This window comes from Segatella copri, from assembly GCF_019127135.1.
In the GTDB taxonomy this organism is placed as follows: Bacteria; Bacteroidota; Bacteroidia; order Bacteroidales; family Bacteroidaceae; genus Prevotella.
Genome location: NZ_JAHOEA010000038.1, coordinates 22,118 through 35,660, shown reverse-complemented (window position 1 = coordinate 35,660; position 13,543 = coordinate 22,118). Strand labels below are relative to the sequence as shown.

Below are 13,543 nucleotides of genomic sequence, written 5' to 3'. Positions count from 1 at the left end.
CAGAGAATTGCTTGCATATCTCGAGTATTTTGACGAATTTTGTATAAAGGTTGTACATACGATGGTTTGGACTTAATGTTTTGAACACCACTAAGTTACTAAAAATCAGCGATATGTGCAACTTTTTACTCATATTTATCAACTTAAATTAATTCCGCCAACGGGTATACCTTATTATATATAGTAATATAACGATTAAATGGCTAATCTATTTTGTTGTCTGTCAATTAAATGCTGATATCTGTCCAAAACTTCTACAGCAATGTCCTCCCAAGAGCGCACCAGGGTCTCCGCAGCTCCCTTTGCAGCCCAGGAAATAATGGTTGGGCGCTCCAGAATATAACGGAGTCGATTGGCAAAGGCAGTTACGTCGTTATCCGAGAGGAATCCGTTGATTCCATCCTGAATGATTTCCGCCGTATTGCTGCCCCTTGCCACGATGGAAGGCGTATGAAGCGAAGCAGCCTCCCTTACCACCAGAGGGGCATTATCATAGATGGATGGGAAGAGGAAGAGATCGGAAGCCATATAGATCATCTGCATCAACTCCCGGGATCGCACGCTTCCGAAGAAGGTAATCTTATCCTTGCGGTAATCGCTGTTTCCCGACAAGCCGAGCTTTGCCGCCATCGCCTGCATATCAGCCCTAGCATAACCATCGCCCACGAAAAGGGCGTGATAAGGCAAATCCTTCACCTTGGCTAATGCCTCGATGATGAGTTTCACGTTCTTCTCCCAGATATGCTGCCCCACGAAAAGGAGCAAGGGTTCATCTACTGCCACAAAAAGCTCTTTCTTGGCTGCCCATTTCATCTCCTCGGTATAAGGCGCATCGGCAAATTCGGTTCCGTTATCCACCACCTCGAAGGTTCCCTTGTAGCCATACTCGCGCAGGGTTTCGCCCACAGAAGCTTGAGGCACCCACACCTCATCTACGCTCTCGTAAAACTTCACCACCTTGCCCACGAGATAATCCACCAGAGCCTTGTTGGGAATTACTCTCTCAAAATCGTCACGATATTTGGAATGAAAGGTTGCCACCAATGGAATCTCCATCCTGCGAGCCGTCTTCAGGGCAAAATCACCCGAAGAGAAAGGACAATGGGCGTGTAAGATTTCAAAATTCTGAGCAGCAACCTGCTTCTGGAACTTGAAATCGAGCGATGGGAAACCATAACGGTAAGGATGGCGACCGGGAACAGGAAACGAGCGATACTGGAAAACGGAATAAGGAAGCTGAGACTCATCGAGACCTGGCATTTCCGGGGTTACCACCGCCACTTCCCTGCCCTGCTGGTAAAAGCAGCGAGCCAAATTGCTTACCGTGAGTGAAACACCATCCATGACGGGTGGAAAACATTCATTGAACAATCCTATCATAATCTGTAAATCTTATTTGTTATTATCCTATTCTTGCTAAATAAAAAGCTATGTGAGAATCGTATAAATCTTCTATTTGAGAATCTTATAAATCGGCGAAGCCTCCGGCTGTTGATTATCATCATTCGTAAACGGAACCTTCAGGATGCTGGCAATGGTAGGAGCTACCTGCTTGGTATAGATGGTTCTGCCACCTTCCATTTCTCCCAGATGCAGGATGTCTTTTCCGAAAGCCACCAGCCAGGTTTGGTTGCTGCCTTTGATTTCTTTACCATGTTCTGTCCAGGAAGCTTTGGAATCTACTTCGCCACGGTTGGCGTGAACGCCCAGGCTTTCTCCCCTGCCATGATCGCAGGTAATGAGAAAGGTGGTGTTGCCCTTATAAAAGGGGTCTTGCTGGCAGCATTTCCACAACTGGCGGATAAACTGGTCGTTCTGATGGGCAGCATTCAGATACTCCTGCCATTTGCCATGGTGCCCGTAATAATCGGTCTCGCAAAACTCTACGAAGAGAAGCTTGGGATGCTTCTCCTTGAGGGTCTTCAAGGCGCGGTTCAAAGTCACACTATCATTTCTAACCTGCTTGCTCACCCTGTGAGAAGATCGGAAATCCACCGGCAACTCGCTTCTGCGATAATTCAGGATATAAGGAATCACATCCCAACTCGCCACGGCATTCACCCTGTCCTTGTACTCAGAACAAGCCTCTGCCAATTCCAGAACCGACCGGTTGGGGTTATACTGCTTGCGGTTGTCAAAGATATGCTCATCGTCGGTTACACCACAGAGCATCTCGCTGTAACCGGCATAGGATTTCCAGATGCCATTTGCCACCTCCATCTTCGATTTCCGGTTACGGTTGCCTATCATGCAGCCCTTCTTCCTGCCCATCTCCCAGAGAAACGGCATCAGACTGTCGCGCCTGGCGCCCTCAAACACCTCCTGCCATCTCAAACCATCAATGGCAATCACTACCACACGCGATTCCTCCTTCTTGCTATCCTTGCCATACACGGCGAGCAGGAACAACAAGGGAAGAAGCAGCAACAATGGAATCATTTTCTTCTTCATAAGCCTGGTTCTCCTTTCTATAATAATAAGTATCGTAAGCGTTTTCTATGGCGGCAACGATTCGGCTTTCAGCATGGTTCTCCCACATTCTGAACTCCACATCCTCCTCGTAATCACGGGCAAAAGCCTTCAGTTTATCGATGTCGAAATCCTCGCTCACCACGCCAGCCATTTCTCTTTCTGCATCCATCGCATTACATTCCTGCTCCACATGAGCCGGAATCAGCATGCAAGGCTTGCCCATGTAGAGTGCCTCGCAGACGCTCTCAAAGCCGGCGGTGGTGGCGAAAGCCTTGCAGCCTGCCATCATCTTGAGGAATTTTTCGTCGTTGATGCGATGGAAGGTGAGCGTATCATCTACCTTCAGTTCTTCGGGCGCATCGGGCTGATCCCAGAAAAAATGAAGATGGGTATGGGGATGCTTCTCGTGCCAAGCCTTCACATCCTCGGCAAAACCGGCATTCAGCATGTAGCCCATAATGTAGTCGCCATGATGACGGATGATGGTCTTGGCTTCCTGACGGAGCAACGGCGGAACCACCTTAATGCCGTGCACAGGCTCATCCCCGTAGTCACGGATGGAGAGTGCCAACTTGGCTGTGGCTCCCATACAGGTGATACGGGTAAAGAATTTTAATAAAGATTCTGGTACGGAATACTTTCCAGGCATCTGGAAAGAAGGATGGAGGAAGAGGTACTGGTGACCGATGCAAACCTCAGGAATACCGAAACAGAAGAGAGAACAGGTAATGCCGCACAACACCTCGTAGAAATTGATGATGATGTCAGCTCCGCTCTTCTGGATATTCTTCCGTATCAAATGGATACTTGAAAGATAGTTGGGAACCAAGAGCGTATTGTAAGCCAGGGAGCGCAGGAGATTGAACTTGCGGTTGTCCTTAGACGGCAAGAAATTCGGACTGTCAAAAACCTCGATAGGAGTACCTATCTTATTCTGGAAGAACTCAGGAATCACCCTGTTCTTGCTCTTGCCCACTAAAACCTTCACTACTTCATGGCCCTCGTGCAGAAGCATCTGCTTAAGCGCCAACGCCTGGGTGAGATGACCTCTACCCTCTCCTTGAATTACAAAAATTACCTTCATTTTTCTTTATACATCTTTAAACATCTTATTTTTTTGGCGAAGCGGCAGATGCAAATCATCGCCCCTTTCCGAGTGCAAAGGTATAGGATTCATATTTCAAAGATGTGAGAGAAAAATGAAGAAAGAGTTAAAACTTACTGAAGTTTTGCAAGTGGTTAAAGTACGGGTCGAAGGCCCAAAAGCTCATAGCCCATGGAGGGCACTGAAAAAGTCCCTTCATGGGCTAGGGGTTTCTGCCCTTTCAGAGCGTGTGGGCTTACTTGCGAAAGTCCAGAAACTTAGAATACGATTTAGAATATCGGCTGACCTACGCAACCATTCGGTGCCTGAACATGAAGCAGGGCGGCGATGGTTGGCACGATATCGGTCATGAATGTCTGCCTGGTGGTAGCACCGTGCTGGATTCCCCAACCCATGAAAACCAAAGGAATGTGGGTGTCGTATGGATTCCACTCACCATGATCGGTTCCCTTCATGCCGTGGGCATAGAAATTCGGCTTCAATACGATGGCCACATCACCGCTTCGCTCACGGTTGTAACCATTCACGATGCGCATCTTCACATCCTCAGGAATGCTCTCGGTCATCGTCTTCTCCATATCGCAGGCATACTGCACGCAACTGTCTTCCTTCAACACGTCCACCACACTCTGCTTGATCTTGGCGAAATCCAACTTGTTTTCCTTGATGATGTTACGGTTGAAAAACACCTGATAGTTCATCACGGTCTTCACCAGTTTGCCCACGTTAGGATACTCCTGAGCCAGGGTCTGATTCAGTTTCTCAGCCACCGCATCACCATCCCAATTACCCGCTGGAATGCGGCGGTCTTGCAGAAAACGGGCGTTGTTCATCGCTCCATGGTCGGCACTCAGGAAAACCAGATAATTTCCTTTGCCCACCTTCTCATCGAGATAAGAAAGGAAATCGGCTATCGCCTTGTCCAGGCGCAGATAAGTATCCTCGGTCTCTACCGCATGAGTTCCCACCTGATGACCGATATAATCCGTGCTGGAGCAGCTTACTGCCAGCAAGTCGGTTTCATCATCTGCACCCAACTGCTCGCCGTCTATCGCCGCCTTTGCCAAATCAATCGTCAGCGAATTGCCGAAAGGAGTTTTGCGGATAATGCTGTAACCATATTTCTTATAAAGGGCTGGAAGATTGAGCGGCAGCGTAGCCTTCATGCCCTTGCGGATGCCATCCTCATACTCGTTCTCATCTTCCGTACTTTCAACGTAAGTATTCTCAGGATAGAGTGTGTTCCATTTTTCCGAGAGATAACGCTCTGGCAGATGCTGGTTGTTGAACACGTCCACCCACTTCGGCAACTGGTTTATATAATAAGAACTGGTGATAAACTTTCCGCTCTCATCATCAAACCAGTAGGCACCGTTCGGATTATGACCTGCAGGAAGAATGGAAGCACGGTCTTTCAATGCCACTCCCACTACCTTGGCTCTGCCGTTGGATGCAATCTTCATCTCATCTCCGAGAGTCGTAACCCAGAGGTTTCTAGGCGACATCAAGCCCGCCTTGCTGTTGGAGCCCACCGGCTTCACGGTTTCATCATCCGTGCAATACACCTTCTTGCCATTCTTCACAAAATTATTTCCGGCGATTCCGTGGATAGAAGGCACACTGCCTGTATAGAGACAAGTATGACCGATGGCGGTAACCGATGGAACATACGGAATACGGGTGTTTTCGCAAGAGAAACCCTCGTTGAGCAGTCGCTTGAATCCACCTTCACCATAGCGCTTCTGATAGCGATAGAGATAATCCCATCGCATTTGGTCAACCACGATGCCCACTACCAGTTTGGGGCGCTGAACGTTAGAAACATTCACCTGTTGGGCAGCAGCAGAGCCGCATCCCTGAAATGCCAACGCAATAAAACTAAATACCTTATTCATTTCTTTCTTCAAAAATACTGTAATGCTTTTTACCGCTGCAAAGGTATTTAAAGGATATTGCCATCATGTTACAAAGAAATGAAAGAAGAGTGAAGAAAAAAATACTGATTTCAACTTCATCTTTTCTTCACCAGATAGAAACCACGATGTAACAAAATCATTCTACTTTTGCAGTCGAAAAAAATAAATATGCAAGAAACAATAGATTATGAACAGATTTAAGATTGTATTAATGGCTTCCCTGCTCGTGCAGGGCGTAGCATGTCTGGAGGCGAAAGCCGACAATACTCCTGAAGGAAACAAAACTAATTCTAAAGCATTGGGCGTGAATGCCGTAAGCGGCAAGGTGACCAACGAACAGGGCGAGGCTTTGCCTGGCGTGGTGGTTCGCTGCGGAAACACGAATGTACAGACAGATTTGAACGGCGAGTTCCACGTCAACGTGAACGATGGCGACAAACTCACCTTTACTTATATAGGATACAACACCATCACCAAGGATGCTGACGACAACAACCTGAAGGTAGTGATGAAGGAAAATACACAAGCCCTGGGCGAAGTTATCGTCACTACCCAGAAGAAGAAGCAGAGCAGTTTGGAGATTCCTGTGGCTGTAAGTGCCATAACAGGTAGCGTGATGGAGAAACTCAATCTCCACCAGATGGACGACGTGGCTCAGTTTACCCCAGGCGTTCAGATTCAGCTGCAGAGTCCTAACAACCCTGGCTACGTGATTCGTGGTGTAACTTCAGATGGCGGCGAGGCTTATTCCCAGCCAAGAGTTTCCGTGTTTATGGATGGCGTTTCTACATCTAGAAGCCGCTCTTCTGCCGTTGAACTATTCGACTTGGAACGATTGGAAGTAGTAAAAGGTCCTCAGGGAACTCTCTTCGGAAGAGGTGCTGAGATTGGCGGAATCAACATCATCCGCCACAAACCGGTAAATGAACAGAAGGGCGAACTTTCCCTGAACTACGGCAGCTACAACCAACGCCAGGTAACAGGTTTTATCAACACCCCAATCATTAAGGACAAGCTTGCCAACCGCTTTGCCTTCGACTACGATGCACGCGATGGTTTCATCAAGAACGAGGCAGGCGGCAGACTGAACGGCAAGAATGCCCTGGCTTTCAGAAACTCTACCCAATGGTGGGCTAACGATGATACTTCCGTGGGCGTGGTACTCGATTATCAGCACGATGATTATCCAGGCACTTCCTTCCATAGCATCAACCCAGCCTTTGGCAATAGCAACCCAAACAGTCCTGCAAACCTGGAAGCCGGCAAGCAGTTGGGCATCAAGCGAAACGTGGGTGGCGCCCTGCTCAATATCGACCACAACATCAGCAACCGCTGGTCGTTTAATTCCATCACCGGATTCAGAGCCTTCAACAGCAATGAGCATTTCGATGCAGATGGTACTAATCTCCCACTCCTGCTCTGCGAGGAAAAAGAGAAGGGAACTCAGTTTAGCCAGGAATTCAGATTCAATTATGATGACAAAAAGTTCTTCTCTGGCTTCGTGGGAGCCAGCTATTTCTACGAGAATTCATCACAGGATGTCAACGCCAAGGCGAATCTCCAGTACCTCTATCCGGTGTTTATCCAGAAGAGTGTGAAGGCTTCGCTCAGCAGTCAGATAGATAATGTAAAGGGATTGCTCAGCCAGTATCTTCCTGGCGCTTACCTGCCGATGGTAGATGTTGCACTCGCCCAGCTCATGAGCAAGTGGTTCCCTGAGAATCCTGAAAAAGATGCTGATGGCAAACTGAAGGCGCTGACCACCACTCCTGATATTTATGGTGATTTGAAGACTGCTCTGGGTGCTGTAGGAATGGATTTAGACCAGGTTCTTGCTGGCTTGGGCGATAACGGCAAACAGATTCAGGCTACCTTGCAGGGCATTTCGGCCAAAGTGCTCGATACTGCCTATACCGAACAGGGCAAGAATTACGGAACCAACCAGGCTGTAGAGGTTTTCGCTGACGGAACCTTCAAACTCACAAAGAATCTGAACTTCACCCTGGGTATCCGCGGAACTTATGAGAATCAGGAAACAGGCTACTCTTCAGCGACCGTACCAAGCATGTTTGGTGCCATACTTTATCGCCCTACCGAGGGTAGCGCCAAGGTAACTGCCAAGGAGAGCTACTGGTCGTGGGTAGGTCGTGCAGCCCTCAACTACATGATTGGTCGCAACAACATCTACGCCAGCGTGGCTCGTAGCCGTCGTCCGGGAGTGCTGTATTTCAACAACAATCCTAAGGATTTCGAGACACTCGACCCTGAAATCATCTACAGCTACGAGGCAGGTGTAAAGGGAAGTCTCCTGCAAGGCAGATTGAATTACGATTTCTGCGCTTACTATTATGACTGGTATAACTATCAGACATCGGTTTTCAACGCTACCACCAGCAAGTTTGAATACGATGATGCAGGTCGTGCCCACAGTTTCGGTCTGGAGGCAAGCATCAGCTACTCTCCATGCCGCTACCTGAATCTCTTCGGCAACTGGTCGTACATAGAGGGCAAGTTCAACGACAAGGATGACAACGGAAACGCACAGCTTTATGCCGGCAACCGCTTTCGCCTTACTCCAAAGAACAGTTTTGCCATCGGCTTCGACCTGAACGTGCCAACCGGCGAGAAGGCTTCCTTCTATCTCCGCCCTACCTATTCATGGAAATCGAAGGTGTTCTTCGAAGAGAGTAACGAGCCAGAGTTTACCCAGGATGCCTACGGACTGCTCAACTTCACAGCCGGTTACCGTTTCCAGCCAGGCAAGGTTTACTACGAGATTGGAGCCTTTGGCAAGAACGTACTCGATGAGAAATATATCGTAGATGCAGGTAATTCCGGCCGACAGATTGGTTTCCCAACCTACATCGGCGGTTCCCGCTCCGTTGTCGGCGTGATGTTTAAAATGGGATTCTAAGACAATAAGTGCAGACTGGAATACGTTTCATAAGTATAACGAAATACATATTGAAGAAATATATTAAAGATAAAAACAATGAAAAGAATTTTGATTTATATGATGCTGCTGATGGGAGTGATTCTCCCATCCTCAGCCAAGGATAGAGCCCAGCAGGTGATTGCCCACAGAGGCTATTGGAAGACAGAAGGTTCTGCCCAGAACTCCATCTCTTCTCTTCAGAACTCTTATAAGATAGGGGTTTACGGCTCAGAGTTTGATGTTCATATCACACGCGACGGCGAGGTGGTAGTTTTCCACGATGATGATGTTGACGGCATCAAGATAGAGAATGCCAACTATGCCGATATCAAGGACAAGCGACTCAAGAATGGCGAGAAGATTCCTACCTTGAAGGACTATCTCAATGCTGCCAAGTCATTGGGCGATATGAAGCTCATCCTCGAAGTAAAAGAGCACATCCAGAAGAGCGATGAAGACCGCTGCATAGATGCCACCCTGAAGATGGTAAGAGAAGCCGGACTGGAAGCAAGAACAGAGTATATTTCCTTCAGCAAGCACGCCTGCGATTATCTCGTTCGCCACGCTCCAGGAGCCAAGGTTTCCTATCTCAATGGCGACCTAACCCCTCTCGATGCCAAGGATGCAGGCTATGCAGGCATCGATTATGAAGATAGCGTTTTCTACGAACATCCGTTATGGATCAAGGAAGCCCGGAAACTCGGCCTGATTACCAATGTCTGGACAGTCAACAATCTAAAAGCCATCAAATATTTCTTTAAGCAAGGCATCGATTACGTGACAACCAATGAACCGGAAAAAGCCAAGAATTTATAATACAACAATCAGAAAAAAGGGTAAGTTTCTCATCATGAGGGGCCTGCCCTTATTTTTTTTTTGCAAAAAGACTTAAAAAATAAGCATGAACAAGACAAGGTAATGATATTTTGTTTATTTTTGCAGTATCATTGCAAACAAACAGATTTAAGATATGAAAAAACTACTCTTATCCATTGCCTTTCTGCTCCCTGGTATGGGAATGATGGCGCAGACTCAGGTAACGACTGCCGAAGGTATCCTCGAAGGAAAAGACCTCTCAGGCATCACAGTATTCAAGGGTATTCCGTTCGCTGCCCCTCCGGTAGGAAATCTCCGCTGGAAGGCTCCGCAGCCTGTACAGAAATGGCAGGGCGTTCGCGAGGCCAAGGAGTTCGGACCGAACCCGATGCAGGAACCTCTCTTCGGCGATATGAACTTCGGTACGAAGACCAACAGCGAGGATTGCCTCTACCTTAATATATGGACACCGGCAAAGACCATGAAGGAGCATCTGCCGGTACTCATTTATTTCAACGGCGGAGGACTGATGGCGGGTAGCGGAAGCGAACCTCGATATGCGGGCGATGCGATGGCACGCAAGGGCATCATCTCCATCACAGCCAACTATCGTGAGGGCATCTTCGGATTCTTCGCCCACCCACAGCTCTCTAAGGAAACATCCTACAAGGGTTCCGGCAACTATGGATTCATGGACCAGGTGGCTGCCATCAAGTGGGTAAAGGACAATATCGAGGCTTTCGGCGGCGACCCTAACCGCATCACCATCGTAGGCGAATCGGCAGGTTCCATGTCGGTCAGCGCCCTGATGGCATCCCCTCTCTGCCAGGGACTCTTTGCGCAGGCAATGGGTTCCAGTGGTTCGGTGATGGGATTCAAGAAGGTGGCTACACTGAAGGAGGCCGAAAAGGAAGGCGTGCAGCTTGCCCAGAAAATAGCCGAGAAGATAGGTAAGAAAAACGGCAAGAAGGTGGGAAAGAAGGTTGGAATGAAGAACCTCAACGAACTTCGTGCCCTTCCTGCCGAGGAATTGATGAAGCTGGCGGAAGTAAGAGTGGTTCCTGTCTATAATATCGACGGATATTTTATGAAAGAACAGCCTGTAGAGGTATTTGCCAAGGGCGAGCAGACCAAGGTGCCTCTGCTTATCGGCGGCAACAACCAGGAGATGACTCCATTGGCGGTATTGATGGGCAAGCAGCCAACCGTTGAGAATCTGAAAGCTGGCGCCAAGGCTACTTTCGGAGAAGAGAACACCGATGAACTCTTCCGCCTCTACGGCATCAACAGCGATAAGGATGTATTGGAACAGCCGGGCGTGAATCTGGCTTCGGATATCTTCCTGGATTATTCAACATGGAAGTGGGGCAACATGCATAAACTCACCGGCGGACAGCCTGTTTACCGCTACCGCTATTGTCATCCTCGTCCTGCAATGGCCATCAAGGGCAAGGTGGCTGCATTAGCTGGTGGCGTGGTAGATGCCAAGGAAGATGCGGCTCCTGCGCCACAGGACAAGGGAGCCGTTCATTCTGCCGACATCGAGTATGCGATGGGTACATTGCCAACCAACCACGTGTTCAAATGGCAGCCAGAGGATTATATGATCAGCGACATCTTCAGCCAGTATTACGTCAACTTCGTGAAGACCGGCAATCCGAACGGTCTGGGCCTGCCGGAGTGGCCATCCACCAACGGCAAGGCTGTAGCCCCTGTGCTTCAGATTGACGTGAATACCATGGTAAAGTCTGATGCCCAGATGGAGAAGCGCTATGATTTCATCGACAAACTGATTTGGGAGAAGAAATAACTTCTTCCTATCTTTTTAAATAAACCGGAAACAGAGATGTTTCAGAAATTTATTATCAACAGAGAAGGAGTACTGAAGTTCGGGCGCGTCTATCTGCATCGTGACATGCTGGCTCCAGGCGAGCAATGCACCTACGGGGGCGGATTGTGGAAGATAGATGAAGGCAGAGGCGCCATCGTGCTCTACGGCAGAAGTTTCGACTTCGGCCCTCCCGATTTCGACTTTGTGAAACAGATAGACTGGACGGGCTTGGGCGGCACCGCTCGCCCGCTCTTCTATCTGCCTCATTGGCCCAACGAAGAAGAGATTGTGCCCATCATCATAAACTGAGAAAATAGTATAATATTCTATAAATTTCTGTGTAAAACTTGCGGATAACAGAATAAAACACTATTTTTGCGAAGAGAAATCCTTCTCGGGGATAAAGCCCTATAAGAGAAAAGATTCCGTAATTAAGTAACAATTAAAAAGCAGTATAGTATGAAAAAGAAATTAGTTTTGACAGCAGCCGTCATCGCTGCATTGTCAGTTGTCTCCTGCAATGGCAAGAAGACAAATAGCCAGGGGGCTGACCAGGATAGCCTCAGTTATGCAGATAATGATTCGCTCAATTCCAACGATGTCGTACTCGATTCCATCGCCGGCACCTACGAGGGAACTCTCCCTGCTGCCGACTGTCCGGGCATCAAGACCGTATTGACGCTCAATGCCGACAGCACCTACCAGTACTCAGCCGACTATCTGGAGCGCAAGGATGGTCACGACGAAGCGAGCGGTATCTTCAAGGTATTGGCCAACAACGTGGTAGAAATCACCCGTCCATCCAGCGGCGAGACATCTTACTACAAGGTAAAAGATGCCAACAGCCTCATCATGACCGATTCGCTCGGCAATGAGCCGGAAGGTGCCATGGCTAAGCACTATGTGCTGACCAGGAAGAAGTAAGCTATTTACATCTGATGAAGAGAGCACCCATCTCATACTCTGAAGCATTTTTCCTGCTTCCGGAATATGAGATGGGTGCTTTGCTGTCAATAAGGACTAAATTATTGCAAAAAGCACTTAAACTTTGCTACTCTCTGCAATATTTTTATTAACTTTGCACCCAAAAGTTAGTATACAATATGAAAATAGGAATTATCGTTGCGATGGACAAGGAGTTCGCGCAACTCAAAACATTATTGACCGAATCGCAGGTTGAGAGAAAAAACTATAAAGACTTCGTTATCGGAAAGATATGCGATAATGAGGTGGTGATGCAGCAATGCGGCATCGGAAAGGTGAACAGTACCATCGGAGCCGTGGAAATGATTGACAACTATCACCCAGACCTTGTTATCTCTTCAGGCGTGGCTGGAGGCGCTGATATCAACCTCAACGTAACCGAGGTGGTAGTGGCTACCAACTGCGTTTATCACGATGCCTACTGCGGAGAAGAATGCGAATTCGGCCAGATTCTGGGCATGCCGGCTTCCTTTAAGTCACCTAAGGAATATGTGGAGAAGGCGCTTGCCATCAACAGTCTGCCAGACAACAAGCACCCGAAAATCCATGCCGGCCAGATTGTGAGCGGCGAATGGTTTGTTGACAGCAAGGAGAAGATGCGCTCTATCCTGGAGCATTTCCCTCAGGCGATGGCGGTGGATATGGAGAGTTGCTCTATTGCTCAGACCTGCCACATCTACAAGACGCCTTTCATCTCCTTCCGCATCATCAGCGATGTACCGCTGAAGGATACCAAGGCACAGCAGTATTTCGACTTCTGGGCTAAGATGGCTGAAGGCTCATTCAATGTTACCAAGGCTTTCCTGGAGAGTCTGTAGCATTGAACTTTGAGCTTTGAACTTTGAACTTTATGATATGCCATACGGATTATTATAAAGTTCAATATTCAGAGTTCAAAGTAAAAAGTAATCATAAAGTTCAAAGTTCAATATTCAAAGTTCAAAGTAATATGAATAAGATTCCAAGTTTTACAATCAATCATAACAAGTTGCTCCGCGGCATCTATGTGAGCCGTAAGGACGAAGTTGGCGGAGAGGTGGTAACCACCTTCGATATCCGCATGAAAGTGCCTAATCAGGAGCCTTGCCTGCACAACGGTGCCATCCATACCATCGAACACTTAGCTGCCACTTACCTGCGCAACGACGAGGAGTGGAAGGACCGCATCATCTACTGGGGACCGATGGGATGCCTCACGGGCAACTATCTCCTCATCAAGGGCGACCTGGAGAGCAAGGACATCGTGGAACTGATGAAGCGCACCTTCCAGTTTATCGCCGATTTCGAGGGCGAGATTCCGGGACAGGCGGCAAAGGACTGCGGCAACTATCTGCTCCATGACCTGCCTATGGCGAAATATGAAGCCAGAAAATATCTGGATGAGGTGCTCTGCTGCATCACAGAAGCTAACTTAATTTATCCTACACAAGACTAATCATATATGACCGCCCGCAACCACAAATTGCGGGCGTTTATATTTAAGA

Annotated in this window: 11 protein-coding genes and 1 pseudogene; 7 read left to right on the top strand and 5 right to left on the bottom strand. The window is 48.1% G+C overall.

All coding sequences use genetic code 11. The features are described 5' to 3' along the window. The 5 genes and pseudogenes from KSW37_RS10590 to pafA all read right to left on the bottom strand — a co-directional run. A pseudogene (locus KSW37_RS10590) lies at window positions 1-133 on the bottom strand (IS982 family transposase); the annotation flags it as partial. A 62-nt stretch (window positions 134-195) separates the two neighbouring features. Next, complete coding sequence (locus KSW37_RS10585; RefSeq protein ID WP_217314435.1) at window positions 196-1,380, bottom strand: glycosyltransferase; 1,185 nt, start codon at window positions 1,378-1,380, stop codon at window positions 196-198. A gap of 72 nt (window positions 1,381-1,452) precedes the next feature. Continuing rightward, complete coding sequence (locus KSW37_RS10580; protein ID WP_217314434.1) at window positions 1,453-2,451, bottom strand: alkaline phosphatase family protein; 999 nt, start codon at window positions 2,449-2,451, stop codon at window positions 1,453-1,455. Next, on the bottom strand, window positions 2,378-3,556 hold the full coding sequence (locus tag KSW37_RS10575; protein ID WP_217314433.1) for a glycosyltransferase family protein: 1,179 nt from the start codon (window positions 3,554-3,556) through the stop codon (window positions 2,378-2,380). The genes KSW37_RS10580 and KSW37_RS10575 overlap by 74 nt, the downstream gene beginning before the upstream one ends. 290 nt (window positions 3,557-3,846) lie before the next feature. Beyond that, on the bottom strand, window positions 3,847-5,472 hold the full coding sequence (gene pafA / locus KSW37_RS10570) for an alkaline phosphatase PafA (protein WP_217314432.1): 1,626 nt from the start codon (window positions 5,470-5,472) through the stop codon (window positions 3,847-3,849). A 208-nt stretch (window positions 5,473-5,680) separates the two neighbouring features. Here pafA and KSW37_RS10565 point away from each other — a divergent pair, with 208 nt between their 5' ends. The 7 genes from KSW37_RS10565 (at window position 5,681) to KSW37_RS10535 (ending at window position 13,494) form a co-directional block, all read left to right on the top strand. Next, window positions 5,681-8,407, top strand: coding sequence for a TonB-dependent receptor (locus KSW37_RS10565; RefSeq protein WP_217314431.1), 2,727 nt, complete (start codon window positions 5,681-5,683; stop codon window positions 8,405-8,407). A gap of 78 nt (window positions 8,408-8,485) precedes the next feature. Beyond that, window positions 8,486-9,244: a glycerophosphodiester phosphodiesterase family protein gene (locus KSW37_RS10560; protein WP_228114855.1), complete on the top strand. Its 759-nt coding sequence runs from the start codon at window positions 8,486-8,488 to the stop codon at window positions 9,242-9,244. A 154-nt stretch (window positions 9,245-9,398) separates the two neighbouring features. Then, window positions 9,399-11,054: a carboxylesterase/lipase family protein gene (locus tag KSW37_RS10555; RefSeq protein WP_217743471.1), complete on the top strand. Its 1,656-nt coding sequence runs from the start codon at window positions 9,399-9,401 to the stop codon at window positions 11,052-11,054. 36 nt (window positions 11,055-11,090) lie between these two features. After that, window positions 11,091-11,384, top strand: coding sequence for a hypothetical protein (locus KSW37_RS10550; RefSeq protein ID WP_217743470.1), 294 nt, complete (start codon window positions 11,091-11,093; stop codon window positions 11,382-11,384). A gap of 150 nt (window positions 11,385-11,534) precedes the next feature. Further along, window positions 11,535-11,999: a copper resistance protein NlpE gene (locus KSW37_RS10545; RefSeq protein ID WP_217314428.1), complete on the top strand. Its 465-nt coding sequence runs from the start codon at window positions 11,535-11,537 to the stop codon at window positions 11,997-11,999. Between the two features lie 179 nt (window positions 12,000-12,178). Then, window positions 12,179-12,877, top strand: a complete 699-nt coding sequence (locus tag KSW37_RS10540) for a 5'-methylthioadenosine/adenosylhomocysteine nucleosidase (RefSeq protein ID WP_217743469.1) — start codon at window positions 12,179-12,181, stop codon at window positions 12,875-12,877. Window positions 12,878-13,008: 131 nt separating this feature from the next. Next, entirely contained in the window at window positions 13,009-13,494 is a 486-nt protein-coding gene (locus KSW37_RS10535) for an S-ribosylhomocysteine lyase (RefSeq protein ID WP_217743468.1), read from the top strand. The last annotated feature ends 49 nt before the right edge of the window (window positions 13,495-13,543 follow it).

What these genes read in the sequence shown, in the direction of transcription:
- KSW37_RS10575 (WP_217314433.1), bottom strand. Translation starts at nt 3,556, where the DNA reads ATGAAGGTAATTTTTGTAATTCAAGGAGAGGGTAGAGGTCATCTCACC.
- KSW37_RS10545 (WP_217314428.1), top strand. Translation starts at nt 11,535, where the DNA reads ATGAAAAAGAAATTAGTTTTGACAGCAGCCGTCATCGCTGCATTGTCA.
- KSW37_RS10555 (WP_217743471.1), top strand. Translation starts at nt 9,399, where the DNA reads ATGAAAAAACTACTCTTATCCATTGCCTTTCTGCTCCCTGGTATGGGA.
- KSW37_RS10535 (WP_217743468.1), top strand. Translation starts at nt 13,009, where the DNA reads ATGAATAAGATTCCAAGTTTTACAATCAATCATAACAAGTTGCTCCGC.
- KSW37_RS10540 (WP_217743469.1), top strand. Translation starts at nt 12,179, where the DNA reads ATGAAAATAGGAATTATCGTTGCGATGGACAAGGAGTTCGCGCAACTC.
- pafA (WP_217314432.1), bottom strand. Translation starts at nt 5,472, where the DNA reads ATGAATAAGGTATTTAGTTTTATTGCGTTGGCATTTCAGGGATGCGGC.
- KSW37_RS10560 (WP_228114855.1), top strand. Translation starts at nt 8,486, where the DNA reads ATGAAAAGAATTTTGATTTATATGATGCTGCTGATGGGAGTGATTCTC.
- KSW37_RS10550 (WP_217743470.1), top strand. Translation starts at nt 11,091, where the DNA reads ATGTTTCAGAAATTTATTATCAACAGAGAAGGAGTACTGAAGTTCGGG.
- KSW37_RS10580 (WP_217314434.1), bottom strand. Translation starts at nt 2,451, where the DNA reads ATGAAGAAGAAAATGATTCCATTGTTGCTGCTTCTTCCCTTGTTGTTC.
- KSW37_RS10565 (WP_217314431.1), top strand. Translation starts at nt 5,681, where the DNA reads ATGAACAGATTTAAGATTGTATTAATGGCTTCCCTGCTCGTGCAGGGC.
- KSW37_RS10585 (WP_217314435.1), bottom strand. Translation starts at nt 1,380, where the DNA reads ATGATAGGATTGTTCAATGAATGTTTTCCACCCGTCATGGATGGTGTT.